Annotated in this window: 12 protein-coding genes and 2 tRNA genes; 2 read left to right on the top strand and 12 right to left on the bottom strand. The window is 66.0% G+C overall.

All coding sequences use genetic code 11. The features are described from left to right. Positions 1-65: 65 nt before the first annotated feature. Complete coding sequence (locus tag J2W94_RS03995; protein ID WP_310090409.1) at positions 66-12,677, top strand: non-ribosomal peptide synthetase/type I polyketide synthase; 12,612 nt, start codon at positions 66-68, stop codon at positions 12,675-12,677. A 21-nt stretch (positions 12,678-12,698) separates the two neighbouring features. Here J2W94_RS03995 and J2W94_RS03990 read toward each other — a convergent pair whose 3' ends face one another. Further along, entirely contained in the window at positions 12,699-13,532 is an 834-nt protein-coding gene (locus J2W94_RS03990; protein ID WP_310090408.1) for a methyltransferase, TIGR04325 family, read from the bottom strand. Positions 13,533-13,568: 36 nt separating this feature from the next. On the opposite strand from J2W94_RS03990, the gene J2W94_RS03985 reads away from it, so the two are divergent. Further along, on the top strand, positions 13,569-14,474 hold the full coding sequence (locus J2W94_RS03985) for a cupin-like domain-containing protein (protein ID WP_310090407.1): 906 nt from the start codon (positions 13,569-13,571) through the stop codon (positions 14,472-14,474). A 4-nt stretch (positions 14,475-14,478) separates the two neighbouring features. Here the strand turns inward: J2W94_RS03985 and J2W94_RS03980 are convergent, their stop codons facing one another. From J2W94_RS03980 to J2W94_RS03930, 11 genes are all read right to left on the bottom strand, one after another. After that, entirely contained in the window at positions 14,479-15,987 is a 1,509-nt protein-coding gene (locus tag J2W94_RS03980) for an oligosaccharide flippase family protein (RefSeq protein ID WP_310090406.1), read from the bottom strand. Positions 15,988-16,196: 209 nt separating this feature from the next. Continuing rightward, positions 16,197-16,270 (bottom strand) — tRNA-Cys (locus J2W94_RS03975). 91 nt (positions 16,271-16,361) lie between these two features. Continuing rightward, positions 16,362-16,437, bottom strand: a tRNA-Gly gene (locus J2W94_RS03970). Then, a complete protein-coding gene (gene pgsA / locus J2W94_RS03965) occupies positions 16,428-17,081 on the bottom strand; it encodes a CDP-diacylglycerol--glycerol-3-phosphate 3-phosphatidyltransferase (RefSeq protein ID WP_310090405.1) in 654 nt (217 codons plus the stop codon). Before pgsA ends, J2W94_RS03970 begins: the two co-directional genes overlap by 10 nt. Continuing rightward, positions 17,081-18,937, bottom strand: coding sequence for an excinuclease ABC subunit UvrC (gene uvrC, locus J2W94_RS03960; protein WP_310090404.1), 1,857 nt, complete (start codon positions 18,935-18,937; stop codon positions 17,081-17,083). Before uvrC ends, pgsA begins: the two co-directional genes overlap by 1 nt. Before the next feature lie 11 nt (positions 18,938-18,948). Next, the gene (locus J2W94_RS03955) at positions 18,949-20,370 is read right to left on the bottom strand and encodes a hypothetical protein (protein WP_310090402.1); all 1,422 of its coding nucleotides are present in this window, start codon (positions 20,368-20,370) and stop codon (positions 18,949-18,951) included. Beyond that, a complete protein-coding gene (locus J2W94_RS03950; protein WP_310090401.1) occupies positions 20,370-20,858 on the bottom strand; it encodes a low molecular weight protein-tyrosine-phosphatase in 489 nt (162 codons plus the stop codon). The genes J2W94_RS03955 and J2W94_RS03950 overlap by 1 nt, the downstream gene beginning before the upstream one ends. Next, complete coding sequence (gene kdsB, locus J2W94_RS03945; RefSeq protein ID WP_310090399.1) at positions 20,855-21,640, bottom strand: 3-deoxy-manno-octulosonate cytidylyltransferase; 786 nt, start codon at positions 21,638-21,640, stop codon at positions 20,855-20,857. Before kdsB ends, J2W94_RS03950 begins: the two co-directional genes overlap by 4 nt. Before the next feature lie 186 nt (positions 21,641-21,826). Beyond that, complete coding sequence (gene lpxK / locus J2W94_RS03940) at positions 21,827-22,849, bottom strand: tetraacyldisaccharide 4'-kinase (RefSeq protein WP_310090398.1); 1,023 nt, start codon at positions 22,847-22,849, stop codon at positions 21,827-21,829. Further along, positions 22,846-24,591: a lipid A export permease/ATP-binding protein MsbA gene (gene msbA, locus J2W94_RS03935; protein ID WP_310090396.1), complete on the bottom strand. Its 1,746-nt coding sequence runs from the start codon at positions 24,589-24,591 to the stop codon at positions 22,846-22,848. The genes lpxK and msbA overlap by 4 nt, the downstream gene beginning before the upstream one ends. Continuing rightward, positions 24,588-25,010 carry an ExbD/TolR family protein gene (locus tag J2W94_RS03930; RefSeq protein WP_310090395.1) on the bottom strand — a complete coding sequence of 141 codons (423 nt, stop codon included), beginning with the start codon at positions 25,008-25,010 and terminating at the stop codon, positions 24,588-24,590. Before J2W94_RS03930 ends, msbA begins: the two co-directional genes overlap by 4 nt. Position 25,011: the final 1 nt, after the last annotated feature.

Here is a 25,011-nt window from a genome sequence, read left to right as displayed (position 1 = left end):
CCGAAGGGCGACATCAGTCTGGCGAGGGGAATCACAATCAGACCAATTTTCGGCCTGAAGCGACGGTGCACGGGCTGTTCCGCGAACGCGCCGCAGCGCATCCGGCGCGCCCTGCCCTGGTCTGGCAAGGCGGCCAACTCGACTACGCGGGGCTGGACAGCCGTTCCGACGCGGTCGCGCGCCATCTGATCTCACTGGGCTGCAAGCCCGACCAGCCCGTCGCCCTGTGCCTGCCGCGTTCCGCCGGGGCCGTGATCGCGGCATTGGGCATCCTCAAAGCGGGCGGCGCCTATCTACCGCTCGATCCTTCCTATCCTCGCGCACGCCTGCAGTCGATCCTTGCCGATGCCGGGGTCGAAATCGTAATCGCCAACGATGCCGATCGTGGTCCGCTGGAAGGGCTCTCGGCCCATCTGGTTTCGCTGGAATCGCTGGAAACCGCCGACCACGGCGAAACCCGCTCCCTGCCCGAAACCACTTCGGCCAATGGCCTGGCCTATGTGATGTACACCTCTGGTTCGACCGGCATGCCCAAGGGCGTGCAGATCGAGCATCGCTCCATCGTGCGCCTGGTCGGCGAAGTGGACTACGTAACGCTGGATGCCGACACCTGCTTCCTGCACGCCGCCCCGCTGGGGTTCGACGCTTCCACCCTGGAGCTGTGGGGGCCGCTGCTCAACGGCGGCCGTTGCGCCGTGTTCGCTGCGCCGGTGCCGGACGCGCGTTCGCTGGCGGCCTGCATCGAGACTTTCGGGGTCACCAGCGCGTGGCTGACCGCGGCCCTGTTCAATTCCATCGTCGACGAAGATCCCTCGGCGCTGGCGGGTCTGCGCGAACTGCTGACCGGGGGCGAAGCGCTTTCGCCGCAGCATGTGCGCGCCGCGCTGCGTGCCCTGCCCGGCCTGTCGTTGAGCAACGGTTACGGTCCGACCGAATGCACCACCTTCGCTACGACCTATGCGATACCGCACGACCTGCCGGCCGACGCGACAGCCATCCCGATCGGCCGCGCCATCGCCGATACGTCGCTGCACGTGCTGGACGCGCAAGGCGCTCCCGTCGCGCGCGGCGAAACCGGCGAACTGCACATCGGCGGCCGCGGCCTGGCGCGCGGATACCTGGGACGTCCGGACCTGGATGCCGAACGCTTCGTCACCGACGCATCCGGCCAGCGCCTGTACCGCACCGGCGACCTGGTGAGCTGGGGCGAGGACGGCACCCTGCGATTCGTCGGCCGCGCCGACCAGCAAGTGAAGATCCGCGGTTTCCGCATCGAACCCGGCGAGATCGAAGCCGCGCTGTCCGCAGATGCCAATGTGAAATCCTGCGCAGTCGTCGCCCTGCCCGGGCCCGGCGCGGACAAACGGCTGGTCGCCTACGTCGTGCCGCGCACGGGAAATTGCGATATCGCCGGGCTGCGCCGTCACCTGCAGCAATCGCTACCCGACTACATGGTGCCTGCATTGTTCATGCAGCTTTCCGCCCTGCCTGTCACCGCCAATGGCAAGCTGGATCGTGCCGCCCTGCCCGCTCCGGACAACGCACGGCCGGAACTGGCGCATCCGTACCGCGCGCCGCGCGGCGAGTTGGAGACGGCGCTGTGCGATGCCTTCGCCTCGGTGCTGGGTCTGGAACGCGTAGGTGCGGACGACGGCTTCTTCGAACTCGGCGGCGATTCGCTGCTGGCGATACGCGTGCTGCATCAGCTTCGCGCTGCTGGCGTCGCGGACTTCGCACCGATGCGTCTGTTCGAATCGCCCACGCCTGCGGGATTGGCGAAAACGCAGGCCGTGCTCACTTCCGAAAAACAGGCAGGCGCTTCGCAGCCCGATGAGCCCATCGCCATCGTCGGCATGGCCGGACGATTCCCGGGCGCCGACGATATCGAGGCGTTCTGGAAGAATCTCTGCGCCGGCACCGAATCGATCCGGATGTTCTCGCCGGAAGAGATCGATCCTTCCATTCCGTCCGCGCTGCGCGATCATCCGGATTACGTGCGCGCACGCGGCGTGCTCAACGACACCGCCGGTTTCGACGCCGCTTTCTTCGGCATTTCGCCGCTGGAAGCGCAGCTCATGGATCCCCAGCACCGCCATTTCCTGGAAACGGCCTGGCATGCTTTGGAACACGCGGGATACGTGCCGGAAATCGCGCCGGGACGCGTCGGCGTCTTCGGCGGCATGTACAACGCCACTTATTACCAGAAGCACGTATTGCCGCGTCCGGAAACCATCGCACGGCTGGGCGAACTGCCCACCATGCTGGCCAACGAGAAGGATTACCTGACCAGCCGCGTGGCTTACAAGCTGGGGCTCAACGGCCCCGCAGTCGGCGTGCACACCGCCTGCTCTACTTCGCTGGTGGCGACGGTGATGGCGATGGAGAGCCTGCGCCGCGGCGATTGCGAACTCGCCCTCGCCGGCGGCGTGGCCATCACCTGCCCGCCGGACAGCGGCTATTTGTATCAGGAAGGCGCGATGGCCTCCCCCGACGGGCATACGCGCACTTTCGACGCCGACGCGGCGGGCACCGTTTTTTCCGATGGCGTGGCCATGCTCGCGTTGCGGCGGCTGTCGGACGCGATCGCCGCCGGCGACACGGTCTACGCGGTGCTGCTGGGTGGCGCCGTCAACAACGATGGCGCCGAACGCGCCAGCTTTACCGCGCCCAGTCCCAGCGGCCAGGCCAGCGTCATCGCGCTGGCGCACGACCGCGCTGGAATAGACGCGCGCAGCATTTCCTACCTGGAAGCGCACGGCACCGCGACCCCGTTGGGCGATCCCATCGAGATCGAAGGCCTGACCCGCGCTTTCCGCCGGCACACGCAAGACAATGGCTTCTGCGCCATCGGCTCGCTCAAGAGCAACGTCGGCCATCTGGTGATCGCCGCCGGCGCCGCCAGCCTGATCAAGACCTCGTTGGCGTTGCATCGGCGTACGTTGCCGCCGACGATCGGTTTCGACAAACCGAATCCGCATATCGATTTCGCCGCCTCGCCGTTCGTTCCGCAGTCCCGACTGAGCGACTGGCCGCAAGCTTCCGGACCGCGCCGCGCCGGCGTCAGCGCCTTCGGCTTCGGCGGCACCAACGCGCATGTGGTGCTGGAAGAGGCCCCCGCTACGGCACCGCATGCCGACTCCGCACGCACGGCGCAACTGTTGGTGGTTTCGGCACGCACGCCGGAAGCGCTGGAAGCGAGCTGCCAGCGGCTCGGATCGTACTTAGCCGGTGCCGACGCAACAGAAGACCAAACTCCCGCCCTTGCGGACATCGCGCATACGCTGCAGGTCGGGCGGCGGGTCTTCGCCCATCGCCATGCCATCGTCGCTGGTTCTGCTTCGGAAGCGTCGCGACTGCTTTCCGAACCCCTCGCGCAACGCGCGCTTGCGGACACCACGCCCGACCTGGCTTTCCTGTGCCCGGGTCAGGGCTCGCAGTACGCGGCGATGGGTCACGGCCTGTACCAGACCGAGCCGGCATTCCGCGCCGCCTACGACCAATGCTGCGAAATACTGCGGACATTGACCGGAAGCGATCCGCGCCTCGAATTCTTCTCCAGCGACCCCGCTGCGCTGCTGCCTACCCGTATCACCCAGCCGGCGATCTTCGTGCTGGAGTACGCGCTGGCCAGGCTGTGGATGCATTGGGGCATCGTTCCCACTGCGCTGATCGGCCACAGCGTCGGCGAATTCGTCTGTGCGGTGCTGGCCGGAGTCATGCCGCTGCAGGATGCGCTGGCACTGGTCGAACTGCGCGGCCGGCTGATGCAGGCGCTGCCGGCCGGCAGCATGCTCTCCGTGCGGCTGGCCGCCAGCGAGTTGTCCGCGCACTTGGAAGACGGCGTCGAGCTGGCCGCGGAAAACGGTCCGCACCTATGCGTGGTCGCTGGCCCCACGCCCGCCATCGAACGCGTGGAAGCACGGCTGGGCGCAGCGGGCATCGCCGCACGCAAACTGGTGACTTCGCATGCCTTCCATTCGGCGATGATGGAGCCGGTGATCGCGCCGATGCGCGAGCGCCTGCAATCCATCGCGCTGCAGGCGCCCAAGATTCCCCTCCTGTCCACCGTCACCGCCGAATGGCTGAGCGACGAGCAGGCGTGCGACCCCGACTACTGGGCACAGCACCTGCGCAAACCGGTTCGCTTCGCGCCAGCGGTTTCGAAACTGGTATCCGATCCTTCGCGCCTGCTGATCGAGATCGGCCCCCGCGCCACGCTGACCACGCTCGCGCATCAGGCCGCGGTCGGCAAGCGCAGGCAGACGGTGGCGGTCGCCAGCCTGTCGGATTCGGCGGAAGGTGAATCGGCGGCGATCGCGGCGGCGCTCGGCAAGTTGTGGACGCTGGGCGTCTGTCCCGACTGGCAGGCCTACACGGCGCACGAATCGCGCCGTCGCGTGGCGGTGCCGGGCTATCCCTTCCAGCACCAACGCTATTGGCTGGATGCGGTGCCTGCGCTCGAATCGGGGGTGTCGGCGACGGCGCTCGACGCGGACGCTTCACGGAAAGCGGAGAACACGCCCGTCGCGGAGAGCATGCCAGCGGACAGCGCGGCAGGCGATGCCAGACGCAAGGCCTTGTTCGCGCGCCTGCAGTCGGTGATCGAGGAAGTCTCCGGACTGGAAGTGGAGGAAAACGAAAGCGCCACGCCGTGGCTGGAACTGGGGCTGGATTCCCTGGCGCTTACCCAGCTTTCCTTGCAGGTGCAGCGCAGCTTCAAGGTGAAAGTGTCGTTCCGACAGATGATGGAGCAGTACGGCTCGATGGCGAGTCTGCTCGACTTCCTGGCAACGGCAAGCGACGAGGCCAAGTCGACTGCAACGTCCGCGAACACCGCCGCGACAACTTCCGCCGGTGATGAAGAAGACGCCGACGGCAAGCCGCTCACCTACGACGTGAAGAAGGCGTTCGGCGCGATCGCCCGCATCCACAGCCAGGCCGATCCACTGACGCCGCTGCAGCGCGAACGGTTGGATGCGCTGGTGGCGCGCTATACCGCGCGCACCGGCAAGTCGAAAACCTACACCGCCAAGCATCGCGGCCACATGGCCGATCCGCGCGTGGTCAACGGCTTCCGTCCGCTGACCAAGGAACTGGCCTACCAACTGGTGATCGAACGCTCGCGCGGTTCGCATATGTGGGACCTGGACGGCAACGAATACGTGGACGTGCTGTCGGGGTTCGGCATGAACCTGTTCGGCTGGCAGCCGGATTTCCTGCGCGAAGTCCTGCATCAGCAGATCGAGGACGGCTACGAGATCGGTCCGCAGCACGTACTGGCCGGCGAAACCGCGGAGCTGTTCGCCGAACTCACCCACGCCGAGCGGGTGGCGTTCTGCAATACCGGTTCCGAAGCGGTGATGGGCGCGATGCGCATCGCCCGCACCGTGACCGGGCGCAACACCATCGCCATTTTCACCGGCGCCTACCATGGCATCTTCGATGAAGTGATCGTGCGCGGCACGCGCAAGCTGCGCAGCATTCCCGCCGCGCCCGGCATCATGGCCTCGGCATCGCAGAACGTGCTGGTGCTGGACTACGGCACCGAAGAATCGATGCGGATCCTGCGCGAACGCGCGCACGAGCTGGCCGCGATCCTGGTCGAACCCGTGCAGAGCCGGCGCCCGGATTTCCAGCCGGTGGAATTCCTGCGCGAGCTGCGCAGCCTGACCCGGGAAAGCGGTTCGGTGCTGATCTTCGACGAGGTGGTCACCGGTTTCCGAGCCCATCCACGCGGCATCCAGGGCCTGTTCGGCATCGAGGCCGACCTGGCGTGCTATGGCAAGGTGGTCGGCGGCGGCTTCCCCATCGGTGTGATCGCGGGCAAGCGTCCTTTCATGGATGCGCTGGACGGCGGCCATTGGGAATACGGCGACGACTCCACGCCCACCGTGGGCGTGACCTACTTCGCCGGCACTTTCGTGCGCCACCCGCTGGCGCTGGCGGCGGCCAAGGCCAGCCTGCAACGGCTGCGCGATGCGGGCCCGGAACTGCAGGAAGGATTGAACCGGCGCACCGCCGAGATGGTGACGTCGGTCAACGCCGCGATGCGTGAACTCGGCGCGCCGTTCAAGCTGGCCACGTTCGCCTCGCTATGGCGCAACGTATTCACCGAAGACCTGCCCTACGGCGATCTGCTGTACGTGATGTTGCGCGATCGCGGCATCCATATCCTGGACAACTTCCCTTGCTTCCTGACCACCGCCCACACCGATGAGGACATCGCGCGCATCGTGGCGGCGTATCGGGAGGCAGCGGCGGAAATGATCGAAAGCGGCTTCTTCCCCGTAATACGGACTGAAGTGGAAGCCGGTAGCGGGCTTGCGGCGTCCGCCGGCCAGGCGCGCGTCGTCCCCACCACCGAGCAGCAGCGCGAAGTCTGGCTGGCCGACCGGATGGGGGCCGAAGCGTCGCTGGCGTACAACGAATCGATCTCGCTGCACCTGCGCGGAATGCTGGACGTGGACGCCCTGCGCCCCGCTATCCAATCGCTGATCGGGCGCCATGACGCGTTGCGTTCGACCTTCTCTGCCGATGGCCTGTCGTTGCACGCGCACGCGGCAATGCCGACGCTGGATCTGAATCTGCACGATCTCTCTAGCCTCACACCTGCCGAGGCCGCAGCGGGACTCGCCGGCCTGGTCGACCAGCACGTCTCGCGGCCTTTCGATCTAGTCGACGGACCCTTGGTGCGAACGGCATTGGTGCGGATGGACGAAGCGCATCATGTCTTCGTACTCACCGGACACCACATCGTGCTGGACGGCTGGTCGTTCTGGGTGTTGGTGAAGGAACTGGCCGCCGAGTACGCGCGCTTCAAGCACGGAACCGGCGCCTCGCTTCCTGAAGCGCCTTCCTTCGCCGACTACGCGCTGCTTGCGTCGAATGAGGCCGGCACCGACAGCGAGGATCTTCAATGGTGGTCGCAGCAATACGCCGACGGCGGCCCGGTGCTCGAGCTTCCCACCGACCGTCCGCGTCCGCGCCTGCGTACCCAGACCGCGGGCCGGCACGACCACCTGCTTCCCGCGCAACTGGTCGCCTCGCTGCGCAAAGTGGGCGCCAAACGCGGCACCAGCCTGTTCGCCAGCCTGTTGGCCGGCTTCTCCACGCTGTTGCATCGCCTGACCCATCAAGACGACGTGGTGATCGGCATTCCCGTGGCCGGACAGGCCGCCGGCAACGAAGGGCTGGTCGGACACTGCGTCAGCATGTTGCCGCTGCGGTTGCGCATGCAGCGCGCGATGCCGTTCGCGCAGTTGCTGGAATCCAGCCGGGTGGCGATGCTCGACGCCTACGACCACCAGCGCGTCACCTTCGGACGCCTGCTGCAAGCCCTGCCGCTGGCGCGCGACACCGCACGCCTGCCGCTGATCAGCGTGATGTTCAACATCGACCAGGCGATGACCCTGGAACGCGATGCGGTGCCCGGGCTGGAGTTCGAAGTCGCCGGCAATGCGCGGCGGTTCGAAACCTTCGAGCTGTTCGTCAACGCCGTGGACCTGGGCGCCGACGGCATGCGCCTGGAATGCCAGTACAACCGCGACCTGTTCGACGCCGAAACCGTGGCGCGCTGGATGTCGGCTTTCGAAAGCCTGCTGTCCGATGCCGCTGCCGACCCCGAACGCGCGCTCGGCGCATTGGCCCTGCTGGGCGACCAGGACCGGCGCCAGCTCGACCACTGGAACGCGACGGACGCCGAATATCCGCGCGACCGGCGCGTCGAAGACCTGATCCTCGAACAAGCCCGTCGCTCGGCCGACGCCATCGCCCTGCGTGCGGGCGCGCAATCGCTGAGCTACGCACAGTTGGACGCGCGTTCCCATGCCATCGCCTGTGCGCTGCAGTCGGCCGGCGTCTCGGCGGGCGACCGCGTGGGACTGTTGCTGGAGCGGGATATCGACCTGGTGCCTGCGCTGCTGGGTGCCTGGCGCGCAGGCGCGTGCTATGTCCCCATGGACCCGGCGTTTCCGGTCGAACGCCTCGCCTACATGGCCAGCGATGCGGGCCTGCGTTTCGTAGTCAGCACCCAGGCTCTTGCGGAAAGGCTGGAAGCCGCTGTCGGCAATGCGACCGTCATCCCTGTCGAAGCCATTTCGGCCTTCAGCGAGCGAACGCTGCCGCCACCAGGAACCGCGAGCGACGACGCCTACGTCATCTACACCTCCGGGTCGACCGGACAGCCGAAGGGCGTGTGCGTGCCGCATCGCGCGGTGGCGAACTTCCTGCAATCGATGCGCACTGCGCCGGGACTCGACGCACAAGCCCGCTTCGCTGCGGTGACGACGCTGTCGTTCGACATCGCCGTGCTGGAGTTGCTGCTGCCGCTGCTGGTCGGCGCACAGGTGCTGCTGGTGGAACGCGAACAGGCTATCGATGGCCAGGCCCTGCGCACCCTGCTGGAAAGCAACGACATCAACGCCATGCAGGCCACGCCAATGACCTGGCGCCTGCTGCTGGAGTCGGGCTGGCGCGGCGGTCGGCAATGGAAAGCCCTCTGCGGCGGCGAACCGATGCCGCTCGAAATCGCCGACGCTCTGCTCGAGCGTACGGGAGAGCTGTGGAACCTTTACGGGCCCACCGAAACCACGGTCTGGTCCAGCGCGCATCGCATCGTCGACGCAACCCCGCCGCTTCCCATCGGCAGGCCGATCGCCAATACCCAATTGCATGTCATGGATGCCGATCTGAAACGCGTCCCGATCGGCGTGGTGGGCGAGCTCTGCATCGGCGGCGATGGCGTCGCCCGCGGCTACCTCGACCGTCCGCAGCTCACGGCCGAACGCTTCGTCGATAGCGAACACGGCCGCCTCTACCGCACCGGCGACCTGGCCCGCTGGCGCAACGACGGCACGATGGAATGCCTGGGCCGCAACGACTTCCAGGTGAAGCTGCGCGGTTACCGCATCGAACTGGGCGAGGTCGAACAGCAGCTGGCGACCCATCCTGCGGTGGCGCAGGCGGTGGCGGTCACCCACGCATTCGGCGACAGCGACATCAGGCTACTGGCGTATGTGGTGCCAGCCACGCCTTCCTCTTTGGACGAAGAGGCACTGCGGGCCTACCTCGTCTCGCGCCTGCCGGCTTACATGGTGCCCAGTCGCTTCATTCCACTCGCCTCGTTGCCGTTGACCGGTAGCGGCAAGATCGATCGCAAGGCATTGCCGGCACCGGGCATCGCGCAAGCGAGCCTCGTCGACCGATCCCAACAAGACCTTGCCGACCCGCTTCAGGCGCAGGTCGCCGCGCATTACCGCCAGGTGCTCGGTCTGGCGCAGGTCGGCATCCACGACAATTTCTTCTCCATCGGCGGGCATTCGCTGCTGGCCGCGCAACTCACCGCGCGCCTGGGCAGCGAGCTGCGCACCAATGTGCCGTTGCGCGTCGCCTTCGAGCATCCCACCGTCGCCGGACTTGCCGCCTGGATCGGCATGCAGGAGAAGGACGGCGGAGACACGCAATCCATCGCACGCCTGCCTTCGGGCAGCAACGCGCCGCTGTCGCTGATGCAACAGCGCCTGTGGTACCTGGAACAGCTGCAGCCCGGGCGCACGGTTTACAACGTGCCCTCCGCGCATCACCTGCGCGGCGCACTGGATTTCGATGCGCTGGAGCGCGCGCTGGCCCGCATGGTCGAACGCCAGGACGTGCTGCGTACCGTGGTCGGCACGCAGGATGGCGAGCCTTACCAGCAGGTACAAGCGCAGGTCGACGTTTCCCTGCCTCGTGAAGACCTTTCCCAGCTGCCGCATGGGCAACGCGAGCCCGAACTCATGCGCAGGCTGGAGGACCAGATCGCGCGGCCCTTCGATCTGTCCCGCGGCCCGCTGTTCCGCGCACGTCTCTATGTATTGGATGAAGACCACCACGTGCTGTTCTTCATGGCCCATCACCTGATCTGGGACGGCTGGTCGTTCGATCTCTTCTACGACGAGATGTCGGCGCTGTACCAGGCCTATGCCGATGGCGGCAACGATCCGCTCGCGGCCACTACGGTGAGCTATGCGGATTTCTCCGCCTGGCACCGCGAATGGCTGGCGGGCCCGGAACTTTCCCGTCAGCTGCAGCACTGGCAGACGAAACTCGCCGATGCGCCGGAAGCCTTGGATCTGCCGGTGGACCACGCGCGTCCCTCGACGCCCAGCAACGAAGGCGACACGGTCTGGCTGCGCATTCCGCAGGGCACGGTGGAAGCCTTGCGCACGCAGGCCCAGTCGCAGGGCGCTACGTTGTTCATGACTTTGCTGTCGGCGTGGTCGCTGTTGTTGCACCAACTCAGCGGCCAACGCGACCTGGTGATCGGCACGCCCGTGCGTGGACGCAGCCAACCGGGCCTCGAATCGCTGATGGGCTTCTTCGTCAACGCGCTGCCCTTGCGGCTGCGTGTGGATCCCGATCAAAGCTTCGCTTCGCTGTTGCAGGAAGTGCGCGACGAGGTCGTCGATGCCTTCGGCTCGCAGGACGTGCCGTTCGAGCATCTGGTGCGGGTGCTGGACAAACGCCGCGACGCCAGTCGCTTCCCCATCTACCAGGCCTTCTTCTCCTACCAGGACGCACGCCAGCGGCCATCGTGCTGGGGCGCACTTGCGCACCAGAACCTGCCGGTGTTCCAGCCGGCCGCCGCGCAGGATCTGGCCTTGTGGTTCCTGGAGGGCAGCGACGGACTGGTGGGCGGCCTCAACTTCAATACCGACATCCTGCTGCGCGAAACCGCCGAGCTGCTGAAGCAGCGCTATCTGTCCCTGCTGGAAGGCATCGCTTCCGGAGCAAGCGCGCGCGTACGCCAACTGCTCGCCATCGACCCGCGCGAAACCGCCCGCCTGGCCGAATGGAACGCGACTTCCGCACCGGTACCGCCCATGCAGGGGATTTCGGCCTACCTGCAACCCGCCTTCGCCGCGAACGCCGCGCGCATCGCCGTCCTGCAGGGCGACGAAGCGCTCACCTATGCCCAACTCGATGCGCAAGCGACGCGCATCGCGCGAGCGCTGCAATCGCGTGGCGTACGCGACGGTTCGCTGATAGGCCTGCACCTGCAGCGTACGCCGCACATGCTCGCGGCGTTGCTGGGCGTGCTGCGCTCGGGCGCGGCCTACCTGCCGCTGGATCCGGACTTTCCGACCGAGCGGCTCGCCTTCATGCTGGAAGATTCGGGCGCCGTGCTCGTGCTGCACGATGGCGCGCAGGCGCCGTTCGCCGATTTCGCCGGCGAGCAGATCGCGCTGGAAACGCTGCTTGAAGAATCTGCCGAAGACGCGGCGCCGTTGGTCGCTCCCACGCTGTCGTCCGATGCCTTGGCGTACGTGATCTACACCTCCGGCTCCACCGGGCAACCCAAGGGCGTGCGTGTACCGCAGCGGGCCGTGGTGAATTTCCTGGAGTCGATGAAGTCCAAACCGGGATTCGATGCCTCCACCCGTCTTGCGGCCGTGACCACATTGTCGTTCGACATCGCGGTGCTGGAACTGCTCATGCCCTTGGCCGTCGGCGGCGCAGTAGTGTTGGTCGGTCGCGAAGACGCTACCGATGGCCGCGCGCTGCGCGCGGTGTGCGAACGACACAAAGTCAACGTGATGCAAGCCACCCCACTGACCTGGCGCTTGCTGCTGGAATCGGGCTGGCGTGGCGGCAAGCAGTGGAAGGCGCTGTGCGGCGGCGAGGCGATGCCGGTGGAAGTGGCCGAGGCCCTGCTGCCGCGCGTCGGCGAATTGTGGAACATGTACGGACCCACCGAAACCACCGTGTGGTCGACCTGCGCGCGCATCGCCGCCGGACAGGGCGACGTCGTCATCGGCCGGCCCATCGCCAACACCCAGGTACGGGTGGTCGACGCCGATGGCGCAGCGTGTCCTATCGGGATACCCGGCGAAATCGTGATCGACGGCCACGGCGTGACCCTGGGCTACCATGCGCGGCCGCAGCTCACGGCCGAGAAATTCGTCGCCGATTCCACCGATGCGCGTCGCGCGTCGTACCGTACCGGCGACCTGGGACGCTGGCGTAGCGATGGCCAGCTGCAACATCTCGGCCGCCTGGACCAACAGGTGAAGCTGCGCGGCTATCGCATCGAAACCGGTGAAATAGAGGTGGCGCTGTCGCGCCATGCCGCCGTCTTCCAGGCCGTGGCGCATCTGGTGCCGGGCCCAGGCGGCGAGAAGATGCTGGCCGCCTACGTGGTGCTGCGCGACGCGCAGACGCTGCAGCCCGACGAACTGCGTGCGCATCTGCGGCGCACGCTTCCCGACTACATGGTGCCGGGCATTTTCGTCGCGCTGGAGGCATTGCCCACTACCCGCAACGGCAAGGTGGATCGCAACGCGCTGTCGATGCCGGCGCAGGCCGCACCGGCGCTGCATTCGCTCTCGCGTCAGCAACCGCGCACGTCCACCGAGCGCACGGTCGCCGCATTGTGGTGCGAATTGCTGGAGGTCGAGGAAGTCGGATTGCTGGACAACTTCCTGGACCTCGGCGGCCATTCGCTGCTGGTCATGCGGGCCGTCGCGCTTCTGCAGGCGCGTACCGGCGCGAGCCTCAGCCCGCGCGCCTTCGTGTTCCAGACCCTGGAACAGATCGCCGCCGAATGCGACGCCGCCGTGCAAAAATCGGAACCCGTCGAAGAATCGCGCGGACTGCTGAAGCGGGTGATCGCACGCTTCGGAAGGACCGCACGGAAATGAAATGCGAACGCGGACTCGGAATCAGCGAACGGAATCGTCGCGGACGAAGTAGTACCCGCTGTAGGCGTCGATGTCGCGGCCGCGGGTGAACGGGATGCGGCAGTACTGCTCGCGGTTGCTCCAGTGATCGACGACGCGGTAGCCGAGACCGGTCATGGACGCCACGAACTCGTCGCGGTTGCTGATGCGGTAGGGATGGAAGGCGCGGCCGGTGGATTGCACGGTGACGAAGGTTTCGCCGTCGTAGAGCGGCATCTTGTTGACCAGCACGTGTTGCGGGCGGTTGCCCATTTTTTCCAGGAGTTGCGGCATGTCCAGATCCACGTACTGCAATGAACCGGCAACCAGCAAGACGTTGCAATCGCGGCCGTCGGCGATGTCCGAGGTGAAGTCCAGTCCCGTCGCGCCGCGTTCTTCGGCCAGTTTCGCGCCCTCCTCGATGATCGCCGGCACGTCGCATACCCGCCAGCGCAGACCCGGCGGGTATCCCGCCGGCGGATGGCCCAGATATTGCTCCCATCCATAGAAGCTGACGCCCACATGCCCACCAAAATCGAACAACACGGTGTCCGCATCCACGATGCGCTGCAGCCAGAACAGGACGGCGTAGTCGCTCTGGCAGGCGCGCTCCATCCGGTTCCGGTACATGCCGGAGAGGGCGTCGTGGTCGTAGCCGATGCGGCGCCCCTGGGGAATGGAGCGCTCGGCCTCGGCGAAACCGGGGAAGACGCCGCGGAACTTGTTGGGCGGCATGCGCGCGAAGCTGCGCGCGTAGTCCATGGCCAGGATCCGACCGACGACGGGAATCCGCCATGCATGGCGCGCGATGCGTTCGCCGGTGTCGATAAGCCCCATGCTGTAAGGATACCAGCAGATGTATATTCCCGAGCCATGGCCCGGCCGCTGATTTCCCTAGAATCCGATACCTTCGATCCCTGGAAACTCCAGGCGGTTACTCACCAGCTGTGCGCCCATCCCCTGCTGCAGATCGAATCGTTGGTGGAGCTGGGCCGCCGCCTGGAAGCGCGCAAGCTGGTGCGCACCCACAGCGACACCGCCACCGCCGGCACCGCGTTCGGCGATGCGCCCGCGCTGCACCCCAACCAGCGCAGCGCCGAGGAGACGCTCGCCGGAATCGCCGATGCGCGCGCCTGGATGTCGCTGCTCAACGTGCAGGCCGATCCGCTCTACCGCACGCTGGTCGATGAGGTCCTGGATGCGGTCAGACCGTTCGTCGAGCGGGTCGATCCCGGCATGAGCTATCGCGGCGGCTGGATCTTCGTCAGCTCGCCCGGGGCGGTCACGCCCTTCCACATGGACCACGAACACAACTTCATCCTGCAGATCCGCGGCAGCAAGAAGCTCTACACCTGGGACCCGATGGACCGCGGCATCATCAGCGAACGCGCGCAGGAACTCTTCCACGACCAGCATTCGCGCGAGGAAGTCCGCTGGGACGAATCGTTCCGCGCCAAAGCCCGCGTCTTCGACCTCCAGCCCGGTATGGGCGGTTACATGCCCTCCACCGCCGCGCACATGGTCGAGAACGGAAACGAGCCGTCGATCACCGTCAGCTTCACCTACTACACCGCCGCCACGCGCCGTCGCGAACTGCTGTATCGCGGCAACGCGCGCATGCGCAGGCACGGCTTCGATCCCTCGCCGGTCGGCGCTTCGCCCGCCCGCGACAACGCGAAGGCCGCGCTGCTTTCCGCCTACACCGAAGGGCGCGCAGGAATATTGCGCGCGCTGGGGCGCGGCGTACGCGACAACAAGGTCGCTTACGCGCCCGCGTGAGCGATTAGAGTTTGCCGCCCAGGCGTCCGCCCGAAATTCTGGACAGGAGAATGCGCGCGTATTCGGCATCGGCTTCATGCAGGCAACGCAGCAGCCAAAGCGCCAGCAGGTAAGCCAATACGAAGACGATGCCGCCGACCGCGAGCGCAAGCAGCGGCGGATGCAGCCAGGCCGCCGGCCAACTGCACAATGCGGCAAGGGCCGCGGCGATCGCTATCCGCGATAGGCGCGCCCAAGGCAGCGACGATCGGGTCTCGCGCAGAGCCAATTCGAGCGTAGAACCCGTGCCCAACAATGCGAGCACGGCCGATGCGACCACCGCCCCCTTCAAGCCGAAATAGAACGTACTCACGCCCGCGCCCACCAAGCGCAGCAGGGTGAAAAGCAGGGTCAGTTTCATCAATGCCGTCTGCCGGTCGGCGCTCACCAGATAAGCGGAGGCCCCCTGTCCCAGCGTGCTCGCCACGCGCGCGACCAGCAGGATGCTCAAGGCCTGTGCGGCCGGTGCGTACGCCGAGCCGTAGAGCAGCGTGATCAACTGGTGCGAGAACACCGCGCCAATCGCGATCAAAGGCGCGCCCAGGATGAATAGCCACGCGGTCGAGCCGCTGATCAAGGATGCCGCCTCTTCCCTGCCCCGTCCGTAGGCGCTGGCCATCATCGGCAACAGCTGCGCACTGAGTACCCCCGGCGCCAGCAGGGCCGCGCCCATGGCCAGAGCATTGGCGACCTTGAACATGCCCGCCTGATCGGGACCCGCCAGCAGGTTGAGGAACGGCAACTCGATCTCGCTGGTGCCCACCGAGCCCAGGATGATGGTGAAGGCGACCACCCGTAAATGATGGGTGATGCGCGCTTCCAGTTCGGCGGGCAGCGGCGCCTGCGATCGCCGCGCCGCGCGCTGCATCGGAACGGTGCGCCAGTGCGACACAAGGTAAAAGACCACGCCCGATACCGCATAGATCGCAACGAATGCCGGAAGCGCAGCGCGCCATGCCAGCGCAGCGGAGACCATCGCAAGATTGGCGGCTGCGCTGATGCCGGCGATGACCGCAATGGAACGGAAATCCTGCCCGCCCTTAGCCAACGCGATATTGAACATGTACGGCGCACGCAACAGTACCGAGGCGACGATGAGGCCCAGTACCCACAGGTCCAAACCCGGGGCGATGCGATGGCGGCTTGCGTACAACAGCACCGATACGCCGACGGCGACCAACAGCAACATGAATCTCTGCAGCCGTTGCAGTTTCCGGATCAGCGCGCCGACCAGATCCACCCGGCCCGATCCGTTCAACTCGGCCACGAACTTGATGGCGGCCGTGGTGATGCCGGCATTGGCCACGATCACGGCCGTGGACACGATCCAGACCAGCAGGCTGTAGATGCCCAGGTCCGCGGGACCCAGCGCACGTGCGATCAGGATCGAGGCGATCAGGCCGAACAGGTATTCGATATAGAGGCCGGCCGACGAATAGGCGGCGTTGGAAAGGGTCTTGCCGCGCGCGCTCATGGCCTCAGCGACCCGGACCGATGGCAGGCAAGCGAATCCCGCGACGCCCTTGCATCTTCCTACTGCAGCCCATGGAACCCCCGGTCAGGATGTGGGCAGTCTAGCGCGACCGCATCTTGCAAGCGGCCGAGCTCGAAGTTGACTCGAAGTTGAAAGGTGGCTGCGTCGGACATGGCTTCGCGGCCCTGTGGGCCGCGAATCATTGAAAATGGAGGCCTGGGTCGGAATCGAACCGGCGTACGCGGCTTTGCAGGCCGCTACATGACCACTCTGCCACCAGGCCGGTGACTGTCACGCCGAGACTGGCGCAATCGCAGGGCCTTTTCAAGCACCCTACAAAACAAAACCCCGAGAACGGGGTTTCGTCGTGAAACTGGAGCGGGAAAAGGGACTCGAACCCTCGACCCCGACCTTGGCAAGGTCGTGCTCTACCAACTGAGCTATTCCCGCGTAGTGAGGGGCGGAATTTTACCGTCCTTACGAGAACTGTCAACAGCTGCTTGTTCATCCTCTCGCAAGGTCGGCCAGGCGGCACGCAGATATTGCAGTCCAGACCACAAGGTCAGAATTGCTGCAATGGCCAGCAGCCAGTCGCCGATGAGGAATACTTCCCTGCCCATCCAGATGCCGGTGCCGACCGGGAGGGTGCTGTTGGGCGTGACCGAATACAGCAGGCAGCCCAGCGCCACCATCTGCACGATAGTCTTGAACTTGCCCAGCGCGGCCACCTTGACCATGGCGCGCTGGCCCATTTCGGCCATCCACTCGCGCAACGCCGACACCGCGATCTCACGGCCGACGATGATTGCGGCCCAGATCGCCATCCAGATGGTGTGATGGCCCTGCACGATCAGAAACAGGGAAACGGCCACCATCAGCTTGTCCGCGACGGGGTCCAGAAAGGCCCCGAAGGCTGAATATTGGTTGTAGCGGCGCGCGATCCAGCCATCCAGCCAGTCGGTCAGCGCGGCCAGTACGAACACGAAAACCGCGGCGAAATTGGTCCAGCCGTACGGAAGATAGAACACCGCGACCAGCACCGGGATCAGCACGATCCTCAGCAGGGTCAACCAGGTGGGAACGGTCAACTTCATTAAGAGCCTTGCTCGCTTCCTGCAGCCGGAGGCGCCACCGCGGGCGCCAGCCCATGCAGGTTAGCGTAGATTCGTTCGGCCAGTGCGGCGTTGATGCCGTCCACGCGGGCGATCTCGTCGATGCCTGCGGCCTTCAGGCCGACGATACCGCCGAAATGCTTGAGCAGGCTGGAGCGGCGGCGCGGGCCGATGCCGGCGATATCTTCCAGCTTGCTGGTCATGCGCGCCTTCTGGCGCTTCCCGCGGTGGCCGGTGATGGCGAAGCGGTGCGCCTCATCGCGCACTTGCTGAACCAGTTGCAACGCGGGCGAAGCGGCGCCGGGCCGTACCTCGCGGCCATCGGCCAGGATGAGGGTCTCGTGGCCCGCGCGGCGTTCTTCGCCCTTGGCCACGCCCACCAGCGTCACGCTGTCCACGCCCAGTTCGGCCAACGCGGACCGCGCCTGGGTCAGCTGCCCCGCACCGCCGTCGATGAGCAGCACCTCGGGCAGTACTCCACCCTCTTCCACCGCGCGGCGGAATCGGCGTTCTATCGCCTGGCGCATGGCCGCGTAGTCGTCGCCGGGTTCGATGCCGGTGATGTTGTAGCGGCGATACTGCGAACGCAGCGGCCCGTTGGCGTCGAACACCACGCAGGAAGCGACCGTGGCCTCGCCCATGGTATGGCTGATGTCGAAGCATTCGACGCGCTTGGCCGGCTCCGACAGGCCCAGCAGATCGCGCAGCGCCTCGCTGCGCACCTGCTGCGCGTTGCGGCTGGACAGTTCGCTGGCCAGGGTGATCTCGGCGTTGCGGGTCGCCAGCTGCAGGTAACCGGCGCGTTCGCCACGCACGTTCCATTTCAGCTGCACCTTGCGTTCGGCGGCGGCCGACAACGCGGTTTCGATCAGCGCCGCGTCGGGAATTTCGCGATCCAGCACGATTTCCTGCGGTGGAGTCTGTTCGGCGTAGTACTGCGATACGAATGCCGACAGCACTTCCGCTGCGCTGTCCTCGCCGTTGGTCTTCGGGAAAAAGGACCGGGTGCCCAGGTTGCGGCCGTCGCGGAACGCCAGCAACAACACGCACGCGCCCGTACCCTGCATGGCGCAGGCCAGCACGTCCAAGTCGGCCGCGCGTCCGTCGACGTACTGGCGGGATTGCATGCTGCGCAAAGAACCGATCAGATCGCGCAGGCGTGCGGCCTGTTCGAAATCCAGACGCGCGCTGGCGGCCTCCATCGCGGTACCCAGCTCGGCGGTCAGTTCGTCGCTGCGTCCGTCCAGGAACAGCGCGGCACGGCGTACCGAATCCGCGTAATCCGGCACCTGCACCAGACCCACGCACGGCGCGCTGCAACGACCGATCTGGTGCTGCAAACAGGGCCGGGTGCGGTTGCGGAACACGCTGTCCTCGCAGTTGCGGATCTTGAACAGCTTCTGCATCAGGTTGAGGGTATCGCGCACCGCGCCGACGCCCGGGTAAGGACCGAAATAACGTCCCGGCACCGCCCGCGGGCCGCGATGCATGGCGATGCGCGGCCACTGCTCGGTGGTGAGCAGGACGTAGGGATAGCTCTTGTCGTCCCGCAAGGAGACATTGAAACGCGGCGTCAGCGACTTGATCAGCTGGTTTTCCAGCAGCAGCGCTTCGCCCTCGGTGCGGGTGACGGTGACATCCATGCGCGCCACCTGGGCGAGCATGGCGTAGGTGCGTGGGCTCTTGGGCGTATTGCTGAAATAGCTGGCCACGCGCTTGCGCAACGCGCCGGCCTTGCCAACATAGAGCAGGCTGTCGTCCGCCGCGTACATACGATAAACGCCCGGCGCGGTACTCAGTCCCGCCGCGTATTCCTTGCCATCGAATCCGGTCGCCACGCCTGCGCCACTCACTCGTCGATCGCAACCCGGCCCAGCTCACCGGTGGAGAGGTCGTAGCGCAGTACGGCGTGCGCATCGGTTTCTGCGATCCACAGCGCGCCCGCCGCGATCGAGAGGCCGGCGACGCCGTGCAGGCGGCGCGACAACGGTACCGTGGCCACTTCGCCGCCGCCCAGGCGCAAGGTGCGCAGGCTGCCGTTGCCGCTGTCGGCGATCCACAGCAACGGGGAGTCGGGGCTCAAGGCGATGGCTTGCGGGTTCTGCAGGCGCGCGCGTTCGCGCGGGCCGTCGGCATCGCCGAATTCCCAAATGCCCTGTCCCACCAGTGTCTGCACGATGTCGTTGCGCAATTGCAGGGAACGCACCGCCGAACCCAGCGCGTCGCAGACGTACAGCATCTGCTGCACCGCGGCCAACGCCACGGGCTGGGCGAAGGCGGCCATCTGTCCGCTGCCGTCGCGCATCTCCAGCTGGCCTGAGCCGGCGCGGAAAGTCAGCTCGCCACGCCCGAGTCCATAGGTCCAGATGCGGTTGTCCCCGGCCAGGGCCAGATGCACTTCGCTATCGGTCGCGGCTACTGCCTGCGGCTGGTTCAAAGCGACGTCGCGCGCCGAGGCGACGATGCCTTCCACCGGTTCCCCCGCGCGCCCATTGCCGCAGATCGTATCCACACGCCCGTTGCGCAGCATGATGCGGCGCAGGGCATGGTTGCCGGTATCGGCCACGTACAGTACGTCGCGCACCAGCGACAAGCCTTGAGGGCGCCGGAACGCAGCCTGTTCCAGATCGCCGTCGACGAAATCCGCCGTGCCCATGCCGAACTGACGCAGCACGCGGCCGGTATGGTTGCATTCCAGGATGCGGTGATGGCCGCTGTCGGCCACATAGAGGCGATCGGCGGTGGCCGCAATGCCGCTGGGGAAACGCAACGGCAAGCGCGGCTCCGCTGCGGTCTCGATGGTCGCACGAGCATCGTCGTCGGTCGGCATCGGCAGCCCATCGCACAACGCAGCCAGCGGCCGCTCCAGCTCGGCTGTCGAATCCAGCCCAACCACCCGTTCGCGTATCTGGCCGTTGGCATCGATCAACAGCACCGTGGGCCAGGCTTCCACGCCGAAGCGCTGCCAGGCGTGCCAGTCGCCGTCGTGCAGGATCGGGAACGATATGCCCTGCCGGCGCAGCTGCTTCAACACGTACTGGGGGTCGCGTTCGCAATCGAAACGCGGTACGTGCACCGCCAGCGGCTGCAGGCGTCCGGGATAACGGGTCTGCAATTGGGCGAGATCGCGCAGACGCTGCCACGACCACGCGGAGGCCGCGTTGACGAACGCCAGCGCCACCACACGCCCGCGCTGCTCGTGCAGCGAGCTCGACGGCGCATTGAGCCATTGCAGGCTCTTGGGAAGCTCGGGGGCCGGAGTAGTACTCATCAGTCCCTGATTATGCCGGAGTCCCACTCCGCGCACAGGCGAGTCACGACCGCCCGTGCGGCCGAATCGACCAGTCGCCAAGCCTGCTCGAACTCGGCAGAGCCGCCGTTATAGGGATCCGGAACAGGGCATCCCTCGTGGACACCCGCCCACTCCGTCAGCAGGACCACCTTGCCGCGGCTCGAGGGCGGGGCCTCACGCAGCACATCGCGCAGATTCTGGCCATCGGCGCACAGCAACCAGTCGAAGTCGGCGTAGTCCCGCTGGCGCAACTGCCGGGCCCGCAACATGGAGATATCCACCCCATGCCCACGCGCGCAGGCAATGGCGCGCGGATCCGGCGGCTGACCGGCATGCCAGTCGCCGGTCCCCGCGGAATCGACCTGCACCCGGCCGGCGAGCGGCGAAGCATCGATGCGCGCACGCAAGGCGCCTTCGGCCAACGGCGACCGGCAGATATTGCCCAGGCAGACCACCAGCAGCTTCAACGCCCACCAGCGGCCAGATAGGCCTCCGCGCGCGCCAGATCCTCGGGGGTGTCGACACCCGGTGGGAATTCCTCGGGCGTCAACGCGACCGCAATGCGGAAACCCGTCTCCAACACGCGCAGCTGTTCCAGTGACTCGATCGTTTCCAGCCGCCCTGGCGGCATCTTCGCGAACTTCCGCAGGAATCCTGCACGGTAGGCATAGATGCCGATATGCCGCAGCCATTCGCCCGGCGGCAAGCTGTCGCGATCCCGGGCGAAGGCATCGCGATGCCAGGGAATTGGTGCGCGGCTGAAGTACAGCGCATCGCCCCACCCCGCCTCGGACGCGGCGCGCACCAGCTTCACTGTATTGGGATCGAACAGGGCCGCGGCCTCCGTAACCGGCGTGGCCAACGTGGCCATCTGCGCGCCGCTGGCGGCCAGTGTTTCGGCGACGGCGCGGATCCCCCGTGCGGGAGCGAAAGGTTCGTCGCCCTGCAGGTTCACGATCAGGGTGTCGTCGGCCCAACCCGCGATGTCGGCGCATTCGGCCAAGCGATCGCTGCCCGACACGTGCGCGGCGGAGGTCATGGCCACGCGCACGCCGCTGTCGCGCAGAACATCGGCAATACGCTCATCGTCCGCCGCAACCCATACCTCACGCGCACCGGCGGCCAGTGCGCGGCGAGCGACATGCGCGACCAGGGGCTCGCCGCCTAGCAGGCGCAATGGCTTTCCCGGCAGCCGCGAGGCCGCATAGCGGGCTGGAATGGCCACAACGAAATCGAGTGGTGTATTCATGTCGGTGTCGGTGTCTGGAAAAGGAGCGCGGTTGTTCTTGCCCGTCATCCCAGCGAAAGCTGGGATCCATTTTGACTTTTCTGGTTTCTATGCACGGCGAAGAACCAAATCAAGATCAAGATGGATCCCAGCTTTCGCTGGGATGACGGACGATTCAAGCAGAATGACGGGCGCGGAAAACGAATTCTACTTCTGAACAAGCCCGGCTTCGCTTGGCTGCCCGCTTCGCTTCTCCGGCAACTTGTCCAACAGAGCGACCCAGAACGCCTCCGGAAGCTCCGCGGTCACAGGCACGCTGTAATACCATTCATTGGCGAAGCCGGCGCATTTGACCGCATCCTTTTCCGTCATCAACACCGGCAACTCGCTGCCGAAATCGAAATCGCCGGCGACGTAACGATGATGATCGGCGAACGCATGCGGCACCACGCCTATGCCAAGACCGCGCAACATCTCGAAGAAGCGCTTCGGGTTGCCGATTCCCGCCACCGCATGCACACGGTGGCCGCCGAATGAGGCGAGCGGCCGACTGCGGCCGCCCTGCAACGGCACCGCATTGTCGGCGCGCAGTTGCATGGACCATTCGCCAAAGCTGGCGTCGCCTCCGTTGACCACACGGAAATCGCATTGGGCGCTGCGCTGCGCGGGTTCGCGCAGGGGGCCTGCAGGAAGCAGGCGGTTGTTTCCGTAGCGGCGTCCGCCGTCGATCACTTCTATCTCCACGTCGCGGCGCAGGCGGTAATGCTGGAGGCCGTCGTCGCAAACGATCACATCGCATCCGGCGGCGACCAGCGCACGCGCGGCGGAGGTGCGGTCGCGGTCCACGCGCACCTTGGCCCCGGTACGCCGTGCGATCAGCACCGGCTCGTCGCCGCCCTCGGACGGCGCAGTGCCGCCTTCCACCCAGGCAGCGGCGGCTTCGTTGCGCCTTCCATAGCCGCGACTGGCAACCCCTGGAGCCCAACCTTCCTTCTGCAACCTCTGTACCAATGCGATGGTCAACGGCGTTTTGCCGGTACCGCCTACAGAGAGGTTGCCGACCACCACCACCGGCACCGGGACCCGGCGGCTGCGCAGGACGCCGGCGCGGAACAGCTTGGCGCGCAAAGCGACCACCCAGCCGTACAGCCCGGCCAGCATGCGCGCGGACAACGGAGGCGTCGCGTCGCCATACCAATACGCGGGGGTCTTGTCCTGCGACTTGCTCACTCGGCCTCGCGGAATTGCATGCCGTGCAGGTGCGAATACAACCCGCCTTTGGCCAACAGCTCGGCGTGCGTGCCCTGCTCCACCAGCTTGCCGTGATCGAGCACCAGCACCTGATCGGCGTGTTCGATAGTGGACAGGCGATGGGCGATGACCAGAGTGGTGCGATCGGGCATCAGTTTCTGCAAAGCGTTCTGCACCAGGCGCTCGGATTCGTTGTCCAGTGCCGCGGTGGCTTCGTCCAGGATCAGGATCGGCGCATCGCGCAGGATCGCGCGCGCGATGGCGAGGCGCTGGCGCTGGCCACCGGAGAGCAAAGCGCCGTTCTCGCCGATCGCGGTGTCCATTTGTTGCGGCAGGCGCTCGATGAATTCCCAGGCATTGGCCGCTTCCGCAGCCGCGCGGAGTTTCGCCGGGTCTGCCGGCGCGCCATAGGCGATGTTGGCGCCGATGCTGTCGTCGAACAACATCACCTTCTGCCCCACCAGCGCGATCTGCCGGCGCAAATCCGCAAGCTTGTATTCGTCCAGCGGCAGGCCGTCCAAGGTAATGACGCCCGCCGTCGGCTGGTAGAAGCGCGGAACCAGCCGCACCAGACTGGTCTTGCCGCTGCCGGAGCGACCGACGATGGCCGTTACCGTGCCCGGCTGCGCGGTGAAACTGATGTCGGTGAGCACCAGCCCATCGTGTCTCGCATAACTCAGGCTCACGTGATCGAACACGAGCTCGCCGCGCGCACGCACGAGCGACACCTGTCCGCGGTCCTGCTCTTCGGGTGCATCGAGCACGCTGAAAAGGCGCTCAGCGGCGGCTACGCCGCGCGAAATCTGGGTCTGGATGCTAGTGATCCGGCGCAGGGACGGAATGATCGCCATCATCGAAGTCATCAGAGTCACGAACTGGCCGGCGTTCAACCTGCCGCCCAGCGCTTCGCGCGTCGCCACCCAGACGATGGCCGCAAGCGCGAAGGCGGCCAGGAACTGGACCGTGCCCGAAGCGAGCGCACGGGTCGTTTCGACCTTCATGTTCAGGCTGAGGATCCGATTGGCTAGCTTCGCGTAGCGCGTGGTCTCGAGCGCCTGGGCGCCATGCACTTTCACATCCTGCTGCGCCGACAACGACTGCTCGGCGCTATGCGCCATCTTGCCCATCCCATCCTGGATGCCGCCGCTGATCTTCCGGTAGCGCTTGCCCACAAACGACACGATCACGCCGATCAACGGAGCGATGATGACCAGGGCCAGGGTGACCTTGATGCTCATCTGCAGCATCAGGACGACCATGGCAACGATGGTCAGGCTGTCGGCCACCATGGTTTTCAACGCGTCCGCGCTGGCTTGGGTGACCTGCTCGGTGTCGAAATTGAGCCGGCTCACCATTATCGGAGTGGCTTCGGTATCGAAATGCGAGGAAGGCAGCCGCAGGTACTTCGACAGTACCTGTTCGCGCAGGTCCCGAACCACACTGCGTCCGGTACGGGCCATGCCGTAGTCCGACACGAAAGTGGCGAGGCTGCGCATCACGAACAACCCGATGATCGCAAGCGGCAGAAACGTCGCCATGTAAGGCTCGGGCTTTACGAAGCCGCGATTGACCAGCGGATCCATCAAACGCACGAAACCGTATCCGGCGGACGCTTCCACGATCATGCCCAGCAGAGCCGCGCCAAGGAACCACTTGTAGCGCCCCGTATATCCAAGCAAACGCTTGTAGATCGGCCAGACCGGCGGCGGCGCCTTGTTCATTTCTTCTGCTCGGGCGCGGTGGCGATCAGGATGCGGCGGAATCCGAGTTGTCCCAGCGCGTCGTATGCGGTGACTACCGCCTGATGCTGGGTGCGCGCATCGGCGCGCAGCAGCACCGGGCGATTGCGATCGCTGCCCCCGGCGGCGGCCAGCGCCTGCTTGAGCGCGTCGATGTCGGTGCGCAACACTTCCTGGTCGCCCACGAAGTAACGGCCCTCGGCATTGATCAGCACGCTCAGCGACTTGGTCTGATCGGCTATCGGTTCGCCTTTCGCGTTGGGCAATTGCAACTGCAGGGTGGAACGCGCGTCGAAGGTGGTCGTGATCACGAAAAAGATGATCAGTACCAGGATGACGTCGATCAACGGAATCAGGTTGATTTCGGGTTCGTCGTGAGCGCGGTCGTCGCGGATGCGCATC

Source organism: Pseudoxanthomonas sacheonensis (genome assembly GCF_031455975.1).
GTDB lineage: Bacteria > Pseudomonadota > Gammaproteobacteria > Xanthomonadales > Xanthomonadaceae > Pseudoxanthomonas_A > Pseudoxanthomonas_A sacheonensis_A.
This window is presented reverse-complemented; position numbering and strand designations above follow the sequence as displayed.

Coding starts and splice junctions, on each gene's coding strand:
- J2W94_RS03990 (WP_310090408.1), bottom strand. CDS start 13,532: ATGGGGCTTATCGACACCGGCGAACGCATCGCGCGCCATGCATGGCGG.
- J2W94_RS03985 (WP_310090407.1), top strand. CDS start 13,569: ATGGCCCGGCCGCTGATTTCCCTAGAATCCGATACCTTCGATCCCTGG.
- J2W94_RS03980 (WP_310090406.1), bottom strand. CDS start 15,987: ATGAGCGCGCGCGGCAAGACCCTTTCCAACGCCGCCTATTCGTCGGCC.
- pgsA (WP_310090405.1), bottom strand. CDS start 17,081: ATGAAGTTGACCGTTCCCACCTGGTTGACCCTGCTGAGGATCGTGCTG.
- J2W94_RS03955 (WP_310090402.1), bottom strand. CDS start 20,370: ATGAGTACTACTCCGGCCCCCGAGCTTCCCAAGAGCCTGCAATGGCTC.
- kdsB (WP_310090399.1), bottom strand. CDS start 21,640: ATGAATACACCACTCGATTTCGTTGTGGCCATTCCAGCCCGCTATGCG.
- msbA (WP_310090396.1), bottom strand. CDS start 24,591: ATGAACAAGGCGCCGCCGCCGGTCTGGCCGATCTACAAGCGTTTGCTT.
- J2W94_RS03930 (WP_310090395.1), bottom strand. CDS start 25,010: ATGCGCATCCGCGACGACCGCGCTCACGACGAACCCGAAATCAACCTG.